Origin of the sequence: Hymenobacter sp. (genome assembly GCF_035709525.1) — a bacterium.
GTDB lineage: Bacteria > Bacteroidota > Bacteroidia > Cytophagales > Hymenobacteraceae > Hymenobacter.
The window spans coordinates 38,476-54,331 of record NZ_DASTEP010000021.1 but is presented as its reverse complement, the minus strand read 5'-3'; the positions used below and the strand labels follow the sequence as shown (position 1 = coordinate 54,331).

General features: G+C 61.0%; 13 protein-coding genes. 4 read left to right on the top strand and 9 right to left on the bottom strand.

From position 1 onward, the window contains the following. Positions 1 to 88: 88 nt before the first annotated feature. The 4 genes from VFO93_RS01995 (at position 89) to VFO93_RS01980 (ending at position 4,799) form a co-directional block, all read left to right on the top strand. Positions 89 to 1,585 carry a nicotinate phosphoribosyltransferase gene (locus tag VFO93_RS01995; protein ID WP_325132631.1) on the top strand — a complete coding sequence of 499 codons (1,497 nt, stop codon included), beginning with the start codon at positions 89 to 91 and terminating at the stop codon, positions 1,583 to 1,585. 190 nt (positions 1,586 to 1,775) lie between these two features. Next, positions 1,776 to 2,759 (top strand): T9SS type A sorting domain-containing protein, encoded by a 984-nt coding sequence (locus tag VFO93_RS01990; RefSeq protein ID WP_325132630.1) that lies wholly within the window; start codon positions 1,776 to 1,778, stop codon positions 2,757 to 2,759. 261 nt (positions 2,760 to 3,020) lie between these two features. Next, positions 3,021 to 4,142 (top strand): type VI secretion system tube protein TssD, encoded by a 1,122-nt coding sequence (gene tssD, locus VFO93_RS01985; protein ID WP_325132629.1) that lies wholly within the window; start codon positions 3,021 to 3,023, stop codon positions 4,140 to 4,142. A gap of 36 nt (positions 4,143 to 4,178) precedes the next feature. Beyond that, complete coding sequence (locus VFO93_RS01980; protein WP_325132628.1) at positions 4,179 to 4,799, top strand: hypothetical protein; 621 nt, start codon at positions 4,179 to 4,181, stop codon at positions 4,797 to 4,799. 120 nt (positions 4,800 to 4,919) lie between these two features. On the opposite strand, the gene VFO93_RS01975 is transcribed toward VFO93_RS01980, so the two are convergent. The 9 genes from VFO93_RS01975 to VFO93_RS01935 all read right to left on the bottom strand — a co-directional run bounded on the left by VFO93_RS01975 (position 4,920) and on the right by VFO93_RS01935 (position 15,753). Then, complete coding sequence (locus VFO93_RS01975; protein ID WP_325132627.1) at positions 4,920 to 5,417, bottom strand: YrhB domain-containing protein; 498 nt, start codon at positions 5,415 to 5,417, stop codon at positions 4,920 to 4,922. Positions 5,418 to 5,515: 98 nt separating this feature from the next. Next, entirely contained in the window at positions 5,516 to 6,613 is a 1,098-nt protein-coding gene (locus tag VFO93_RS01970) for an AIR synthase-related protein (protein WP_325132626.1), read from the bottom strand. A gap of 150 nt (positions 6,614 to 6,763) precedes the next feature. Next, positions 6,764 to 8,260 (bottom strand): amidophosphoribosyltransferase, encoded by a 1,497-nt coding sequence (gene purF / locus VFO93_RS01965; protein ID WP_325132625.1) that lies wholly within the window; start codon positions 8,258 to 8,260, stop codon positions 6,764 to 6,766. Positions 8,261 to 8,461: 201 nt separating this feature from the next. Next, on the bottom strand, positions 8,462 to 9,049 hold the full coding sequence (gene purN, locus VFO93_RS01960; RefSeq protein ID WP_325132624.1) for a phosphoribosylglycinamide formyltransferase: 588 nt from the start codon (positions 9,047 to 9,049) through the stop codon (positions 8,462 to 8,464). Beyond that, positions 9,050 to 10,339 carry a phosphoribosylamine--glycine ligase gene (purD, locus tag VFO93_RS01955; RefSeq protein WP_325132623.1) on the bottom strand — a complete coding sequence of 430 codons (1,290 nt, stop codon included), beginning with the start codon at positions 10,337 to 10,339 and terminating at the stop codon, positions 9,050 to 9,052. A 36-nt stretch (positions 10,340 to 10,375) separates the two neighbouring features. After that, positions 10,376 to 10,846 (bottom strand): DUF6985 domain-containing protein, encoded by a 471-nt coding sequence (locus VFO93_RS01950; protein WP_325132622.1) that lies wholly within the window; start codon positions 10,844 to 10,846, stop codon positions 10,376 to 10,378. Between the two features lie 7 nt (positions 10,847 to 10,853). Further along, entirely contained in the window at positions 10,854 to 11,771 is a 918-nt protein-coding gene (locus VFO93_RS01945) for a phosphoribosylaminoimidazolesuccinocarboxamide synthase (RefSeq protein ID WP_325132621.1), read from the bottom strand. Between the two features lie 10 nt (positions 11,772 to 11,781). After that, positions 11,782 to 12,654, bottom strand: a complete 873-nt coding sequence (locus VFO93_RS01940) for a phosphoribosylformylglycinamidine synthase subunit PurQ (RefSeq protein ID WP_325132620.1) — start codon at positions 12,652 to 12,654, stop codon at positions 11,782 to 11,784. Between the two features lie 36 nt (positions 12,655 to 12,690). Further along, complete coding sequence (locus VFO93_RS01935; RefSeq protein ID WP_325132619.1) at positions 12,691 to 15,753, bottom strand: phosphoribosylformylglycinamidine synthase subunit PurL; 3,063 nt, start codon at positions 15,751 to 15,753, stop codon at positions 12,691 to 12,693. Positions 15,754 to 15,856 lie beyond the last annotated feature (103 nt).

The window sequence follows — 15,856 nt, the reverse complement described above, 5'->3', positions numbered from 1 at the left end:
GCTCAGCATGACGGACGGGGGCGCTGCTTGACTATGCGAGCACCTGACGAAAACAACGCCGAGCCGCAAGTATGCGTCTCTACCTCCCATGTCCCCTACCCCACTCACCGGCCTCTACCGCCCCTCGCTCGCCCTGCTCACCGACCTCTACCAGCTCACGATGGCCTACGGCTACTGGCGGGCCGGCCTACACGAGCGCGAAGCTGTGTTTCACCTCTATTTCCGCAAAGCGCCTTTCGAGGGCGGCTACGCGGTGGCGGCCGGGCTGGCACTGGCCGTTGATTATCTGCAAAACCTACGTTTTGAAGACGAGGATATCGCCTACCTGGCCAGCCTGAAAGGCAGCCAGGACGCCCACCTGTTCTCTGACGATTTTCTGGCTTATCTACGGGATTTAAAATTCACCTGCGACGTAGACGCCGTGGCCGAGGGCACGGTAGTATTTGGCAATGAGCCACTAGTACGCGTGCAAGGCCCGCTGCTGCAAGCCCAGCTGGTCGAAACGGCCCTGCTCACCGTTATCAATTTTCAAACCCTCGTCGCCACCAAAGCCGCCCGCGTGCGCGACGCCGCCGGCCCCGAGGCCACGGTGCTGGAGTTTGGCCTGCGCCGTGCCCAGGGCCCCGATGGCGGCCTGGGTGCCGCCCGCGCCGCCTACCTCGGCGGGGCCGATGGCACCAGCAACGTGCTGGCCGGCCGGCTCTACGGCATCCCGGTGCGCGGCACGCATGCCCACAGCTGGGTACAGGCCTTCGGCGATGAAAAGCAGGCCTTCGCCACCTACGCCGCCGCCTTCCCCGACGACTCGGTGTTCCTGGTCGATACCTACGACACCCTCGACGGTGTGCGCCACGCCATCGAAGTAGCCCTCAACATGCGCCAGCAAGGCCACGAGCTAGGCGGCATCCGCCTCGACTCGGGCGACCTGGCTTATCTCTCCAAAGAAGCCCGCAATCTGCTCGACGCCGCTGGCCTGGAGAACGTTCGCATCGTGGCCAGCAATGATTTAGAAGAAAACCTCATCACCAGCCTGCGGCAGCAGGGCGCGCGCATCGACGTGTGGGCCGTAGGCACGCAGCTCGTCACGGCCTACAACCAGCCCGCCCTGGGGGGCGTGTACAAGCTCGCCGCCCTACGCACCGAAGATGGCCAGGGCTGGGATTTCACCCTCAAGCTCTCCGAGCAACAGGCCAAAACCAGCATCCCCGGCATCTTGCAGGTGCGCCGCTACCTAGGCGACCACGACCAGCCCCGCGCCGATATGATTTACAACGTGGCCGCGACTGACGCCCTACCCGCCGCGCCCGTCCTCATCGACCCCGCCGACCTTACCCGCCGCCGCCCCGTGCACCCCGGCGCGCCCTTCCGTGACCTACTGGCCCCGGTGCTGCGCCAGGGCCAGTTAGTGCAGCCGCTACCGACGCTAGCGGAGAGCCGGGAACTGGCTCGCCAAGAAGTCAATAGCCTCGACCCTAGCATCCGGCGCTTCCTCAACCCGCACGTGTATCCGGTGGGCCTAGAGCAGGGGCTGCACGAGTTCCGCACGCAGCTGATGCTGGAGAAGCGGCCGGTGCGGCCGGCTTGATTTCTCACAAATAATTGCATATCAACAATTTAAATTATAACCAGAATATGTTTTTAATCAAAATTTCATAGGAATTTCGGCCATTGATGGGACGATTTCGTTTACATATAGCGTAATCACCTTTAACCCCATCATACTGATGAACAAGATTCTACTTTATTGCTCAGCTTTAGTATTGGGCAGCCTGGCAATGCCTGGCGCGCTGCGTGCGCAACAGTACATCAATGGCACTTTCTCGACGGGTGCGCAGTCGCTGAGTGGCGTGGCAGCACCCGCCGGCGCTACCTGGAGCGAAGCCTCGAACGACACCGGCGTTACGACTTATGCCAATACGAACGCCGGTTTTGGCGCTACTCTTGGCAGCTTTTCGTTGGCCGACGACTACGTAGTACCCGCCGGCCAGACCCGGACGGTCAACAACATTTCCTTCTTCAGCTACCAGAGCGGCTACACGGGCACTACATCGCCTTTCACGGCCCTTTATGTGCGCATCTGGCAAGGCTCGCCGGCTGTGGCGGGCTCAACGGTTGTTTTTGGCGACCTTACCACCAACCGGCTAGCTGCCGCTACCAGCACGGCTACCTACCGCATTTTCAACTCGCTCTACCCCTCCCCCAGCACGCCGGGTACTACCCGCCTCATCTGGAAAGTGCGGGCCAACATCTCGCCCGCCCTTACCCTGGCCCCTGGCACGTACTGGATTGAGTGGGCATCTACGGTATCGGGTACCCTGGGGCACTTCTACGTGCCGGTAACGGTGGCTGGCACTCGCCAGGTCGCCGGGGCCAACGCCTTGTCTTACAGCAATGCTAACTCCTCATGGGGAGCCGTAATTGATGACGGCAACCCCACCACGGCTCCCGACGTCACGCTTGATTTTCCCTATATCGTCAACGATGCGACCGTGACGGCTACGGCCAGTGCCAACAACGGCCCCGCCCTGCGCGTAGGCCCCGTACCGACTGCCGACAACCTGCGCGTAGATTTTGCGGAAACCCGGGGTGCCAGTGAGCTCGCCCTTCTCGACGCAATGGGTCGCCAGGTGTGGGCTGGCAAGGCTGCCGCCCGCAGCACCAGCATCTCGGTGCCGATGAATGCGCTAGCAGCTGGGGTATATATGCTCTCCGTCACCTCCGCCGAGGGCAATAACCACGTGCGCGTGGTAAAAGAGTAGCCTCAACTACTTATAAGAAAAGCCTCCTCGGCAGTTGATGCAACTGCCGAGGAGGCTTTTCTTATAAGTAGCCGAAGCAGCATTCGGCGCTACCTCAACCCGCACGTGTATCCGGTGGGCCTGGAGCAGGGGCTGCACGAGTTTCGCACGCAACTGATGCTAGCGAAGCGGCCGGTGCGGCCGGCATAATGGTAGCCTTTGGCGGCGCACCGCGTACATAGCACGTAACTTGACTTGCTTTACCTTTTGACTGGTTTGCGCATGGCTTCCTTTTATGCTGAGCTACACCTGGAAGGCGGTTCCTACCGGGTGGTGCATTGCGCCTACAACTGCCACCAGGCTACCGACGCCCGCGGCCGGGTGCAGGCCAAGGTGCGGCACAGCCCGCTGGAGCTGGTGCTCGACGTGCCCGACGATGACCAACTGGCAGCCTGGGCAGCCGCCGCTCACAAACCGCTGGCGGGCCAGGTCGTGTTCTACGACGTAGTGGCCCAGGTGGCGCACGAAACCATCGCCTTCACCGATGGCCAGTGCGTGCAGTATGCCGAGCAGTTTGCCAGCAGTGCCACCGGCGACGGGGCCTACGTGTGCCGCCTCACCATCACGGCCAGCAGCTTTGAGCTGCGCGCGGGCGGCCCGGCCACGGGGATAGCAACTGCTAGCGCCACGCGAATACTTCAGCAAGCGACTAGCTTCGCCAGCACCCCTGAGGCAACGCCAGCCGCTATCGTGCTGCGCGAAGCCACCCCAGCGGCCGAACAAGGCGCAGCACACCTGATAGCGCGCACCGACGCCGCGCCAACGCTAAGCCCGGCCCTTGCAGCTATCCTCAGCACTACTATCCAGGTAGCGGCCCACGCTGGCCCCGACGGCCCGGCCAATTTTGCCAACGCCGTGCACGCCGACTTACAGGCCATTTACGACACGCCAACTGGCCGGCAGCTCCTCGATTCACTCCACGCTTCGGGCAAAAAAATATACATTCACTACGCGCCCAAAAACTCGATTGAACTGAATAGCCAGACCTGGACCCGCGCATTTTATGACCTTGATGGCGTGACGCCCGGCGCGGGGCTGGGGGTAGGGGTCAACTACAACCCCACCCTGGCCAAAGCCGGTGAGCTGCCCTGGAACGCGAGGCCGCCGGGCATTGGGCTGGCCCACGAGCTCATCCACGCCGAGCAGGCGGCCTATGGCCGGATGCGGCGCTTCGACACCGCCAACCCCGGCGGCCCCGACGCCCGCAACCCCAATAAGCCGCTGCAAGTGCCCCATTATGAGCTGGAAACCATCGGCGTGCACCCCGAGCATGACTATGCTTTCACCGAAAATAAGATTCGGGCCGAGTGGAACCCGCCTCAGGGCCGGCGCGACTATTACTAAGCGGCTTAGGCCTTCTCTTCTTCCCGACGCTTTCCAATGAATGAAACCTTAACTACTCGCAACGCCGACTGCCAGCTCACGGTCACGGCTACCTATCAGGAAGGCGGGGCGCTCGGCCTGCACTACGAAGTACAAAACCTTGGCCCGCTGACCCTCTACGTCTGCCATCAGCTGAGCGAGCCAGCGGCTGCCGACGCTGCCGGCCCGCCACCACCTATCAATCACAACCTGGTGCACGTCCAGGTAGAGCCAGCCGGCGTGCACCTCGATAAAGCTTTGATGGACTTATCCTTCCGCGACGGCATTCGGGTACTGGATATTCCTTTCCTCACGCAGGTATTGCCGGGCCAGTCGCATGCGCAGGCCCTTAGCCTGGCCGTGCCGCTCCTACCCTACCGGGCGCTCGGCGGCCGGCCGGAGCAGGCGCCGCCCGTGCGCTTGCCCGTGCTGTTCTCGCTAGGCTATTTCAAGGGCGGTGACGGCATAACTGCTTCTGAAGTAGCCGCAAACATTTATCAGATTGCGACCTCACACAGCCAAGAGCAGCAAGTGCTAACAGTCGGCCCTTTTCAGGAGCTGGTGCCCGTAGCCAATGCTACTCCTAGCCGCGCGCCAGCCCCCGCCTCCAGCCCCGCGCAGTGGACGCCCTGGGGCTAACCTTGCCGCGACTCCCAATCCGCACATGTATCCGGTGGGCCTGGAGCAGAGGCTACACAAGTTCCGCACGCGGCTGATGCTGGAAAGACGGCCGGTGCGGCCGGCGTAGCTACAATACAGCTAAAAGCAAGCGATTACTTCAGATACTAATCCCTGCGCAGACCATTCTTGCTGTAGCTTTTGCAGCCGCTCTTTAGCGCCTTGTGCGACTATAGTAGCTGGCTCTCTGACTAAGTGCAATAAGTCTTGGTTTGAAATAGGCAGTAGTCTTTTCACAAGCAGCTTAGTACTCATTTCTGTCAAATCAGCCGTTATTCGGAGGCCATATAGTTTTTGCTCCTCCTCATACATCTCTAATGCTGATTCATACCCGTAGGCAGATGAGTATTGAGTTACACTACCCGTCTGCTTAGAGATGATAAACGGCCCTGCACCGGCCATAGCATAGCGTAACTCCCCGGTTTCATACCAACGCTTGGAAGTCCAAAAAACGACCCAGGCATAAGGTGTTTCTATCGTTTTTCTTTCAACTATAATAAGACTATCGCCTTCTCTATCAAATCCCCATGTTGCTAATCTCGCTTGCGCTATCGCTAAAGCTTCTGCCCGGGTTACCATAACTGCTTATCAAGAAATCGCCCACTTATACTGCTAGTTACCAACCAGCAGTATAAGTGGGCGAACAAGTACACCTTAATGAATTGCGAACTGACCTTTTACTCGTACTTCAGCTCCCCCGCCGCTACGCGCAGCGTCACGCCTGCCTCGGCGGTGAGGTAGCCGGCCACCTGGGCCTGGTAGCCGCTTTGGGCGAGCTGCTGCACGGTGGCTTCGGCGGCTTCAGGGGCTACTACGAGCAGCATGCCGTTGCCCATGTTCCAGTAGAGGTAGGCGGTTTCGGGGCTGATGCCGCCGATTTCGCAGAGGCGCTGCATGGCGGGCAGGGGCACGAAAAGGTTGTCGAGCACCGCGCCTAGGTTGTTTTTGAGCACGCGCTTGAAGTTGTCGGCCACGCCGCCGCCCGTGATGTGGGCCGCGCCGCGCAGGGGCAGGCCGGCGTCGAGCACCGCCGTGAGGGCGGGCGCATAGATGAGCGAGGGCGCGAGCAGGGCCTCGCCCCAGGTAGCGTACTGGTCGGCGTCGGTGCCGTCGTAGGGCTGGGTGTGCCAGTTGTCACCAAACAGGCGCTGCAAGGTCTTGCGGGCCAGCGAGTAGCCGTTGGAGCGGAACGAGGGCGAGCGCAGGGCCACCACGGCATCGCCGGCCTGGGCGGTGGTGCCGCTCAGAGGCTTTTCGAGGCTGGGGTGCAGCACGCCGATGGCCGTGGAGCACCAGTTGAAGTTCATGCGGGCGCCGGGGAAGCCGCCGATGCGGTTGCCCAGTTCGGCAATCTCGCCGCCGGTGATGGCGATTTTCGCAAACTGGCAGGCGTCGTGCAGGCCGCGCATCATCTCATCTACCACATCGTAGTCGAGGGTATTCACGTCGATGATGTTCGAGATGTTGGTTGGCACGAAGCCGGCCGCGATAAGGTCGTCGGCGGTCATGGCCACCAAGTCGTAGCCTAGGGTGTCGTATTTGTCGAGGCGCTCGCCCAACTCGATTTTGGTGCCGATGCCGTCCGAGCTGATACCCAGGCGCTCCTGGCCGAAGCGAATTTCGTTGCTAAAGCCCCCGTCGAGGTCGCGGGCGGGCTCGCCGGGCAGGCCGGCGCGGGTGGCAAACGTCTTTTTCGACCAATTATAGGCGTTTTTCGAGGCGGCGTTGCCAAGGTCGATAGAGTAGCCGGCGTCGGGGGTTTGGGCGTTGTTCATTACGGGTAGCAGTCTAAAATCGTCTGTCATCCTGAGCTTGCGAAGGACCTTATCACGTCCGCGCCGCTGTAGGTAGTAATAGTGTTGACGAAAGCAGCGGTGAGCAACCCTGATAAGATGCTTCCTTCGTCAGCATGACAAAGTGAAAGGCTAATGCTCCGTCGGCAGTGGCGCTTTCGCGCTCACCGAAGGCACCTTGTCCACGATGCGGTGGCTCTGGCGCTCCTCCTGGATGTGGCGCAGATAGCGCGTTACATCGCCCGTGGGGTACTTGCCGGTGAAGCACGCGAAGCACGAGCCGCCGTGGCCGCGCTCCTCGGCAAAGAGGTCTTGCAAGTCACTCAAATCTTGGTAGATAACTTTATCAGCCTCGATGTAGCGGCAGATTTCCTCTTCCGTATAGTTGGCCGCAATCAGCTCGGTGCTCATGGCCATGTCGATGCCGTAGATGCAGGGCGACACCAGCGGCGGCGCGCTCGAAATGAAGTACACCTCACTAGCCCCCGCCTCGCGCAGCAGTCGCACGATGCGGCGCGACGTAGTGCCGCGCACGATGCTGTCGTCCACTACGGCCACTTTTTTGCCTTCGACGAAGGCGCGAATGGGGTTTAACTTCTTCTTCACCACGTCTTCGCGGCCGGCCTGGGTCGGCACGATAAACGAGCGGCCCATGTGGTTGTTTTTTACCATGGCGCGGCGGTAGGGCACGCCGATGGCTTCGGCCAGGCCCGAGGCCGAGAAGTAGCCCGACGATGGCACATCTATCACCATGTCGGGCTTAAGGCCGGCATCGACCACTTTGCGGGCGATAATCTTACCTAGGCGCACACGCTCGCGGGCCACCAGGCGGCCGTGAATGGTAGAGTCTTCGCGGGCAAAGTAAATCTGCTCAAACACGCAAAAGGCCTTGGGCAGCTCCTGCTGGTTTTTGTAGTGAACCTGGAAGTTGTTGTCAATAAAAATTGCCTGGCCCGGCCCCACGTTCTCGATAAACTCAAAGTCGAGGTAATCAAAGCAGGTGCTTTCCGAAGCGAAGGCGTACACGGGACCTTCGGGCGTGTCGCGGCGGCCCATCACGAGCGGGCGGATACCTAGGGGGTCGGTGAAGGCCAGCAGCCCCTGCCCGGCAATGATGGTAACGGTGGCATACGCGCCCTTCACCAACTCCTGAGTCGTCTCCACGGCATCGAAAATATCGACCACCGAAATCCGGTCCAGGTCCTTCACCCGCAGTTCCGAGGCGAAGGTGTACATGATGAGTTCCAAGTCGTTGGTCGTCTTGGGCAGCACGTGGTACTTGTCGTGCAGCAGCTTCGACACGTCGCGGAAGTTGATGACGTTGCCATTGTGCACCATGGCCAGCCCGAAGGGGTAGCTCGTGGTGAAGGGCTGCGCCAAATCGGAGTCATTCGCGCCCTGCGTGGTGTAGCGCACGTGCCCGATGCCGGTGTTGCCAGTCAGCTTCTTAGTATGCTTGGGTTTAAAAACGTCGTTGACCAGCCCCTGCCCCTTGTGCAGGTGAAAGGCGTCGCCATCAAACGTCGCAATGCCGGCGGCATCCTGCCCCCGATGTTGAAGGGCGGTGAGGCCGATAATCATATCGCCTACCACACGCTCGGGGCCGTGAAAACCTACAATGCCACACATAATCAGTTAAGAGTTATGAGTTAAAAGTTATGAGTTAGTAATTTGGGAAGGAAGGGTAACGCGAGGTAGCTGGTATCTTCTATCGTTTGTCATGCTGAGCGGAGCGCAGCCAAGTCGAAGCATCTCTACTGATGAACTACCTTTTGACAGCAGCAACGAAGCGGTAGCGATGCTTCGACTACGCTGCGCTCCGCATGACGATTAGGATTCTTTAATCAGTTTCCGAAGTGTTTCCGCGTACAAGACGTGTTCGACAGCTAAACCACGGCGTTGCACTTCGGCCAGGGTATCAGCCCCTACCAAATTTACAACCCGCTGCGCCAAAACTGGCCCTGTGTCCAGACCTTCGTCAACCAAATGCACGGTTATTTTGGTTTCCGTCAAGCGGTTATCGAAGGCCCACTCGTAGGCGTGCAGGCCCTGGTGCTGATGCGTATCGGCGGGATGAATGTTAATGATGCGGCCCGCGAAGGCGCGCACAAATGTGGGCGAGAGCACCCGCATGTAGCCCGCCAGCACCACATAATCGGGCCGGTATTCTTGCAGGATGGCCACTACCTCGCGGTCAAACTCTTCGCGCTTGCGGCCTTTTGAACTCAAGCTGTCGGTGGGCAGACCTAGGGCGGCGGCCGAGTCGATACCCGGCGCAGCAAGGTCGTTGCTGAACACCACAACTATTTCTGCCAGGCCTTGCAGCACGCCCGTTTGCACGGCTTCGGTTAGCGCCAGCATGTTGGAGCCGCGGCCAGAAAGCAGGATGGCCAAGCGGGCCGGACGTTGGTCAGTCATTTAGTAAGCGCTGGTTTCCAGCAGCGGCGCGGGGCGCTGGCCGATGTCGGGGCGCACGTATTTATCTTGAAAATAAACCAGTTCGGCTTCGGCGTAGGCCACTTGCACGGCGGTGGGCAGGTCGGGGCCGTGGGCCACCACTACCGCCACGCGGCCGCCGTTGGTGAGCAGCTCGCCGGGCTGCGCGCCCGCCTTCACGCCGCCCACAAACACTTGGGTATCCTGGCCTTGATTGCCGATACCATGAATGGGGAAGCCCGTCGGAAATTGCGCCGCCGGGTAGCCGCCCGAGGCTAGCACCACGCCCACGAAGGCGCCGGGGCGCTGCCGCGTCACGGTTTGGGCCAGGGTGCCGTCGAGCGTGGCTTCAATCAGCTCCAGCAGGCTGCTTTCCAAGGCGGGCAGGATAACCTCGGCCTCGGGGTCGCCGAGGCGCACGTTGTATTCGAGCAGCTTGGGGCCGCTGGGCGTCAGCATCACGCCGAAGTAGAGGAAGCCCACGAAATCGAACGGCTCGGCTTGCAGGCCGCGCAGCGTGGGGTCGATGATGTCTTTGCGAATAGCAGCCAACCAGTTATCATCCAGGAAGGGCACCGGGCAATAGGCGCCCATGCCGCCCGTGTTGGGGCCTTCGTCGTTGGCTAGCAGCTGCTTATGGTCTTGGGCCGGAGCCAGCAGGCGAACCTCCACACCATCGGTGAGGCCGATGAGGCTCACCTCGGGGCCGGTCAATTTCTCTTCGAGCAGGAAGCTAAACCAGCCTTCGTGCAGGCTGCGCAGTTCGGTGAGGGCGGCCGTGGCCTCTGCTACCGAGCTGCACACGTACACGCCCTTGCCGGCGGCCAGGCCGTCGTACTTAATTACCACGTGGCCAGCCAGTTCCTCCGCCTGGGTTTGCGCCTCGGCAAACTGGTCGCTGCGGTAGCTCCAGGCGCGGGCCGTGGCGATGCCGTGGCGGCGCATGAAGTCCTTACTCCACACCTTCGAGCTTTCGAGCGTGGCTGCCTGCCGCCGCGGGCCGAATACGCGGATGTCGGTATCGAGGAAATAATCGGCCACGCCGGCCGCCAGCGGCGCTTCCGGCCCCACCACGATGAGCTTGACGTTCTGCTCGTTGCAGAAAGCCTGAATAGCCGGAAAATCGGTGGCACTGATGCTAGCCACGCTGCCAGGGATGCCGGCGTTACCGGGCAGCACGTGCACGGTCGCGCCATCCTGACGAAGCTTGATAGCTAGGGCGTGCTCGCGGGCACCGGAGCCGAGGAGGACGAGATTTTTATTGGTAGCCACGAATAAACTTTATAAGAACTATTGAGGTGACAGATTTTAGTCTAATGAGAATCCCTCTTCCTCATCTCCTACTTCCTCAATTTGCCAATTGCGAAAGCGTATTCCTAGGCCATGCTCTATCTCAAACTCACATTCGAAGCCTAGGCCAAAATAGCCTGCCTCAAATTCATTAGGTAAGTAGATGGTGGTAAGCTTATAAAATTGCTTGAGTGACTCCGCATCAGTTGCGACTGGCAGTTGCACTTCATCCCCATAGCTTTTGCGAAACGCTTCTACGAGAAATAGGTAATACTTAAAAGATGCTGTCGCTACGGTTTCCTGCAAAGAAGGCAGCCGACTTAGTATCTGATTTACAAAGCCTTCAACCTGTCTCGCTTCTTCTACTGTAGTCGTATCAACATTGAAGAGTATTCTTACTAAGCCCTCATGGTGCAGGAATAGAAGGGGCACTTCTGCCAGTACTCCTTCATACTCACTAACTCGCAAGGTATCCTGCCATTCGCTCATAGTATTGCTACTTTAGTAAGCCAGCTTTCACTAGGTTGCGGGTCAGGCGCTCGGTTACGTCCTCGTTATCACCGGCGGTGGCCAGGGGCTGGCCTACGACGCGCTGGTAGATATCTAGGTAGCGGTTGACGGCCTCCTGCGTTACCTCGGGGGTGAGGGCGCGGGGGTAGGCGCCATCCTTCTTATTGGCAATCAGCCACTGGCGGATGTACTCCTTGTCCATCTGCTCGGCACCCTCGGGGTTTTGGGCGTAGTCGGCGGCGCTCCAGAAGCGCGACGAATCGGGCGTGTGGATTTCGTCAATCAGAATCAGCTCGCCGTCCAGCAGACCGAATTCGTACTTGGTATCGACCAGAATGATGCCCTGCGCCGCCAGCAAATCGGAGCCGACTTTGAACAGCTCCAACGCCTTTTCGGCCATCTTATCGTAGAGCTCCTGGCTCACCCAGCCCTCGCGCACGAGATTTTCGGGAGTGATTTCGCGGTCCGACTCCTCCTTGGTGGTCGGCGTCACAATGGGCGTGGGGAACTGCTGATGCTTGGTCAGCCCATCGGGCACGGTCACGCCCGAAAACGTGCGCTGGCCGCTCTGGTAACCGCGCAGCATCGAGCCGGTGAGGTAGTTGCGCACCACCATCTCCACCTTAATGGGCTGCGCCTCCTTCACCAACATGGCGTTGGCATCCACCATGTCCTTCACGTGGTTGGGGATGATGTGGGCCGTTTTCTCAAACCAGAAGTTGGCTAGCCCGTTCAGCACCGCGCCTTTGTTGGGGATGGCCGTTTCGAGCACCGAGTCGAAGGCCGAGAGGCGGTCCGACACCACGATGAGGCGGGTGCTGTCGTCGATGCGGAAGCTGTCGCGGACTTTGCCGCGGTGCAACAACTGGAGCTGGGGGGTAGCGAATTGCGGGAGCGTGTTCATACCGAATAACTTACGCGTGGGTGGCAGGCGCACTGGCTTCCTGGGTCCGGCGGGTGAGATGCGTGACAATGTTCTTGAAAATCGCCAGGCCCTCCCCTTCTTCCTTTAGCTCGCCGCGGCGCTTTTTCAGGCCCCAGTCGGGGTGATTGCAGCCGGCCAGGTAGGCCTCGGGGTGCGGCATGAGGCCGAAAATGTGGCCCGTGGGGTCGGTGAGGCCGGCGCAGTTGAGGTCGGCGCCGTTGGGGTTGAGGGGGTAGGTGCCGGTTTCCTGGTCGTCGCCATCGGCGTAGGTCAGGCAGTTGAGACCTAGCGAGCTGATGCGCTCGCGGGTGGCCGCGTCGGGCACTACCAGGCGGCCTTCGCCGTGGCGCACGGGCACTTCAAACGTCGTGAGGGCGCTCAGGAAGGGCGTGGGCGTTTTGGTCTGGGCATTCACCTTGAGGCGCACCCAGCGGTTTTCGTAGCGGCCGCTGGCGTTGTGGGTCAGCGTTACTTCGGGCTGGAAATCGCCGCCTAGGTTGGGCAGCAGCCCAAGCTTCACCAGCACCTGGAAGCCGTTGCAGATGCCGAGCACAAACTTGCCAGCGGCCACAAACTCGCGGATGTCGGAGAGCAACGTGCGGCCGTCGGCCCCGGTTTGGCGGTAGCGCAGCTTGTTGGCCAGCACCACGCCCGAGCCTAGGTCGTCGCCGAACGAAAACCCGCCCGGAAAATTCAGAATATCAAAATCGTGGATGCTCACCCGGCCGTGCAGCACCTCGTTGAGGTGCACGATGGTGGCTTCGCCGCCCGCCAGGCGGTAGGCGGCGGCCATTTCCTCTTCGCAATTGATGCCGAAGCCGGTCAGGATGAGGGCTTTGGGGGCCTGAGCTAGGTCTGCCATGTTAGTAGTTGTCACGTGGTCCTTGCGCACTGCGAATTAGTGATGAAGCGCCTCGGCGGGCTCCAGGCCGATGGTTTGGTTGACTGGGCCGTTGGTCCAGGCGGTGCGCAGGGCGAGGGTGCTGGCGCGCAGCAGCTCGCGGCCGCCGTGCTGCACGTGCAGCTGGCCGTCGTTGGTTACGACGCCCAGGCGGGTGGCGCGGTCGTTCAGGATGCTTTCGAAGGCCACCACGTCTTCCGGGGCCACCGTGACCACGAAGCGCGAGTGCGACTCCGAAAACAGCTGCGCCACCGGCGACAAGCCCGTTTCGGGCAGCGTGAGGCTAGCCCCTAGGCCGTCGCGGCCGAAGGTGCACTCGGCCAGCGCCACGGCCAGGCCGCCGTCGCTGAGGTCGTGGCTGCTCTGGATGAGGCCTTGCGCGTTGGCCTCGCCCACCAGCGTATACAGCGCCTTGGCTTTGGCAAAATCAACCTTTGGTACGTTGGCACCCAGCTCGTTGTAGAGCTGGTAGAACTCCGAGCCGCCTAGCTCGTCGTGGGTTTCGCCGAGCAGGTAAATCACGTCGTCGGCCTGCTTGAAGTCGGAAGTCACGACCTGGCGCACGTCCTCGACCTTGGCGGTCATGGAGTAGAGCACCGTGGGCGGCACCGAGATTTTCACCCCGTCGGCCTTGAAGTCGTTCTTCATCGAGTCCTTGCCCGAGGTCAGCGGGATGCAGTAGGCCGCGCAGGCATCGCGCAGGGCCTGGCACATCTGCACCAGCTTGGCGAGCTTTTGCTTGCCGTCGGGGTTGATGGTGGGGTCGTAGACCGAGTCGGGCACGCAGAAATTGTCGTTTACCGACCAGAAATTTCCATCGCCCGGCGTGAGGTTGGGCAGCTTGCCGCCTACCGAGATAATCTGCCGCACGGCCTCGTCAAACGAGCCGGCCGACATGTGGTAGGCGTCTAGGTCACCCATGCGGGGCAAAATGCCGTTGCTCACGGCCACGCCTTCCCAGCTCTCGAAGCTGAAGCGCACCACGGCGGCATCCTGCGGCGTCTGGCCGGTGGCCCCCATCAGGGGCTTCACCACCGTGCGGCCCTTCACCTCGTGGTCGTACTGCCGAATTACCGACTCACGCGAGCAGATATTGAGCGAGCCCATCAGCTTGAGCAGCACGTCGTTGTAATCGAGGCTAGCGGGCAGCGCGGGTTCCTGGACCTCGGGCTTCACGTACTCGGCCAGCAGGGTTTTGCGCGGCACACCGTCGTGCAAGAACTCCAGCGAGAGGCCGGCAATCGGCTTATTATCGTACAGGACATCGAGCGAACCTTCGGCGTTGAAGAAGCCGATATCGGTCAGTTCGACCTCCATTTCGCGACCTAGGGCCAGCAGTTCGTCCAACTTACTAGGCTCTACGGCCAGTGTAAAGCGCTCCTGCGACTCGCTCAGGAAAATCTCCCAAGGACGCAGGCCAGGGTACTTCAAGGGTACTTTTTCGAGCTCTACCACGGCACCGCCAGAGATGGTGGCTAGCTCGCCGATGCTCGACGAGAGGCCGCCTGCCCCGTTGTCGGTGCTGCACCGGACGAGGCCGCGGCGCGTGGCGAGGATGAGGAAGTCCATCGCCAGCTTCTGGGTGATGGGCGAGCCGATTTGCACGGCCGTGGCGGGCGCGGCTTCGTCCAGCTCGATGCTGCTGAAGGTCGCGCCGTGAATGCCGTCCTTGCCCACCCGGCCGCCGGCCATGATGATACGGTCGCCGGGCAGAATCACTTTTTCCCAGCTGTCCTGGCCGGCTAGCTGCATCGGCATTACCGCGCCGGTGCCGCAGTACACGAGCGGCTTACCGCGGTAGCGGTCGTCAAATACAATGGCGCCATTCACGGTCGGTACGCCCGACTTATTGCCGCCGTCCTCGATGCCCTTGCGCACGCCTTCAAAAATGCGGCGCGGGTGCAGCTGGCCAGTCAGCAACTCACCGTCGTAATCCGGGTTACCAAAACACAGTACGTTGGTATTGAACAGCAAGCGCGCGCCACCGATGCCGGTAGCCAGCGGGTCGCGGTTGTTGCCCAGGATGCCCGTGATGGCCCCGCCGTAGGGGTCGATGGCCGAGGGCGAGTTGTGCGTCTCGACCTTCCACACGAACAGCGACTCGGGGTTAATCCGCACCGCGCCAGCGTTGTCCGAGAATACCTTAATGAGCCAGTCGTTGCCATTGGCCCGCAGCTGCTTATCTACCTCAGCGGTAGCACCTTTGATAAAGGTTTTGAACAGTCCGTCAATCTCTTCCTCGGCCCCCGTTTCGTGGTTTTTATACTGGATAACGGCGCTGAATTCTTTGTGCTTGCAGTGCTCCGACCAGGTTTGGGCCAGAATCTCCATTTCGCAGTCGGTAGGGTCGGCGGGCAGGCCTAGGTCGAGGCGCTGCTCGCGCACGCTGCCCTGGCCGAAGTAGTCGCGGATGGCCTGCATTTCGGGCAGGTTGAGCGCGTACACGTTGTCCTTACTGAGTTGCAGCAGCTGCTCGTCGGCCAGGCCACCTAGGGCAATGGTTTCGGTGCGGGCATCGGCCCCGCCGCCGGGGCGCGGCGTGAAGTCGCGGATGCCATCGGCCACCGCGCCCACTTCAAACCGGTTAATCAGCTTGTTGCCCAGCAGCTCTTCGGCCAGGCGGCGCAGGTCGGCGGCGGGCATGTCATTCTCCACGAAGTACAGGCGCTTCGAGAAAATGTGCTGGGTGCGGGTGTCGATGGGCTCGTTGAGGAAGTCGCCGAGCGCATTCTGGGCCGAGGTGCCCTCGTCGTCCGTCACGCCGGGGCCTTTGGCCACCAGGATGTAGCTCTGGAAGCCCTCCGGCGCGGCCACCTGGTCGATGGCGACCGTGTGCAGTACAGGGTCTTGCAGGCAAGCGGCGGCGAAGTCGGCCAGCTGCTTTTCGGTGAGGCCGGGGTAGCGCACGGCGTAGAGCGCCGCGCTGCGCACCTGGCCGGTGGCCAGCCCGAGGTGGCGGGCTGCGTCGGCGGCCACGCGCTGGCCATCGCCGTCGTGCCGGCCGGGTTGGAGACTGAGGAGGATGGAATGCTGGTTGGTTTCCAAATTAACTTTTGTCATGCTGACGGAGGAAGCATCTTATCACTGCTGCCTGCCCCAGGTTTTGCTTTACCCAAGCGTTGCGAATGTGATAAGGTCCTTCGCAGGCTCAGGATGACAGGTG

Excerpts from the sequence above, each read along its gene's own strand:
- VFO93_RS01940 (WP_325132620.1), bottom strand. The coding sequence starts at position 12,654 with ATGGCAGACCTAGCTCAGGCCCCCAAAGCCCTCATCCTGACCGGCTTC.
- VFO93_RS01935 (WP_325132619.1), bottom strand. The coding sequence starts at position 15,753 with ATGACAAAAGTTAATTTGGAAACCAACCAGCATTCCATCCTCCTCAGT.
- VFO93_RS01995 (WP_325132631.1), top strand. The coding sequence starts at position 89 with ATGTCCCCTACCCCACTCACCGGCCTCTACCGCCCCTCGCTCGCCCTG.
- purN (WP_325132624.1), bottom strand. The coding sequence starts at position 9,049 with ATGACTGACCAACGTCCGGCCCGCTTGGCCATCCTGCTTTCTGGCCGC.
- VFO93_RS01950 (WP_325132622.1), bottom strand. The coding sequence starts at position 10,846 with ATGAGCGAATGGCAGGATACCTTGCGAGTTAGTGAGTATGAAGGAGTA.
- purF (WP_325132625.1), bottom strand. The coding sequence starts at position 8,260 with ATGTGTGGCATTGTAGGTTTTCACGGCCCCGAGCGTGTGGTAGGCGAT.
- VFO93_RS01980 (WP_325132628.1), top strand. The coding sequence starts at position 4,179 with ATGAATGAAACCTTAACTACTCGCAACGCCGACTGCCAGCTCACGGTC.
- VFO93_RS01945 (WP_325132621.1), bottom strand. The coding sequence starts at position 11,771 with ATGAACACGCTCCCGCAATTCGCTACCCCCCAGCTCCAGTTGTTGCAC.
- tssD (WP_325132629.1), top strand. The coding sequence starts at position 3,021 with ATGGCTTCCTTTTATGCTGAGCTACACCTGGAAGGCGGTTCCTACCGG.
- VFO93_RS01975 (WP_325132627.1), bottom strand. The coding sequence starts at position 5,417 with ATGGTAACCCGGGCAGAAGCTTTAGCGATAGCGCAAGCGAGATTAGCA.
- VFO93_RS01990 (WP_325132630.1), top strand. The coding sequence starts at position 1,776 with ATGCCTGGCGCGCTGCGTGCGCAACAGTACATCAATGGCACTTTCTCG.
- VFO93_RS01970 (WP_325132626.1), bottom strand. The coding sequence starts at position 6,613 with ATGAACAACGCCCAAACCCCCGACGCCGGCTACTCTATCGACCTTGGC.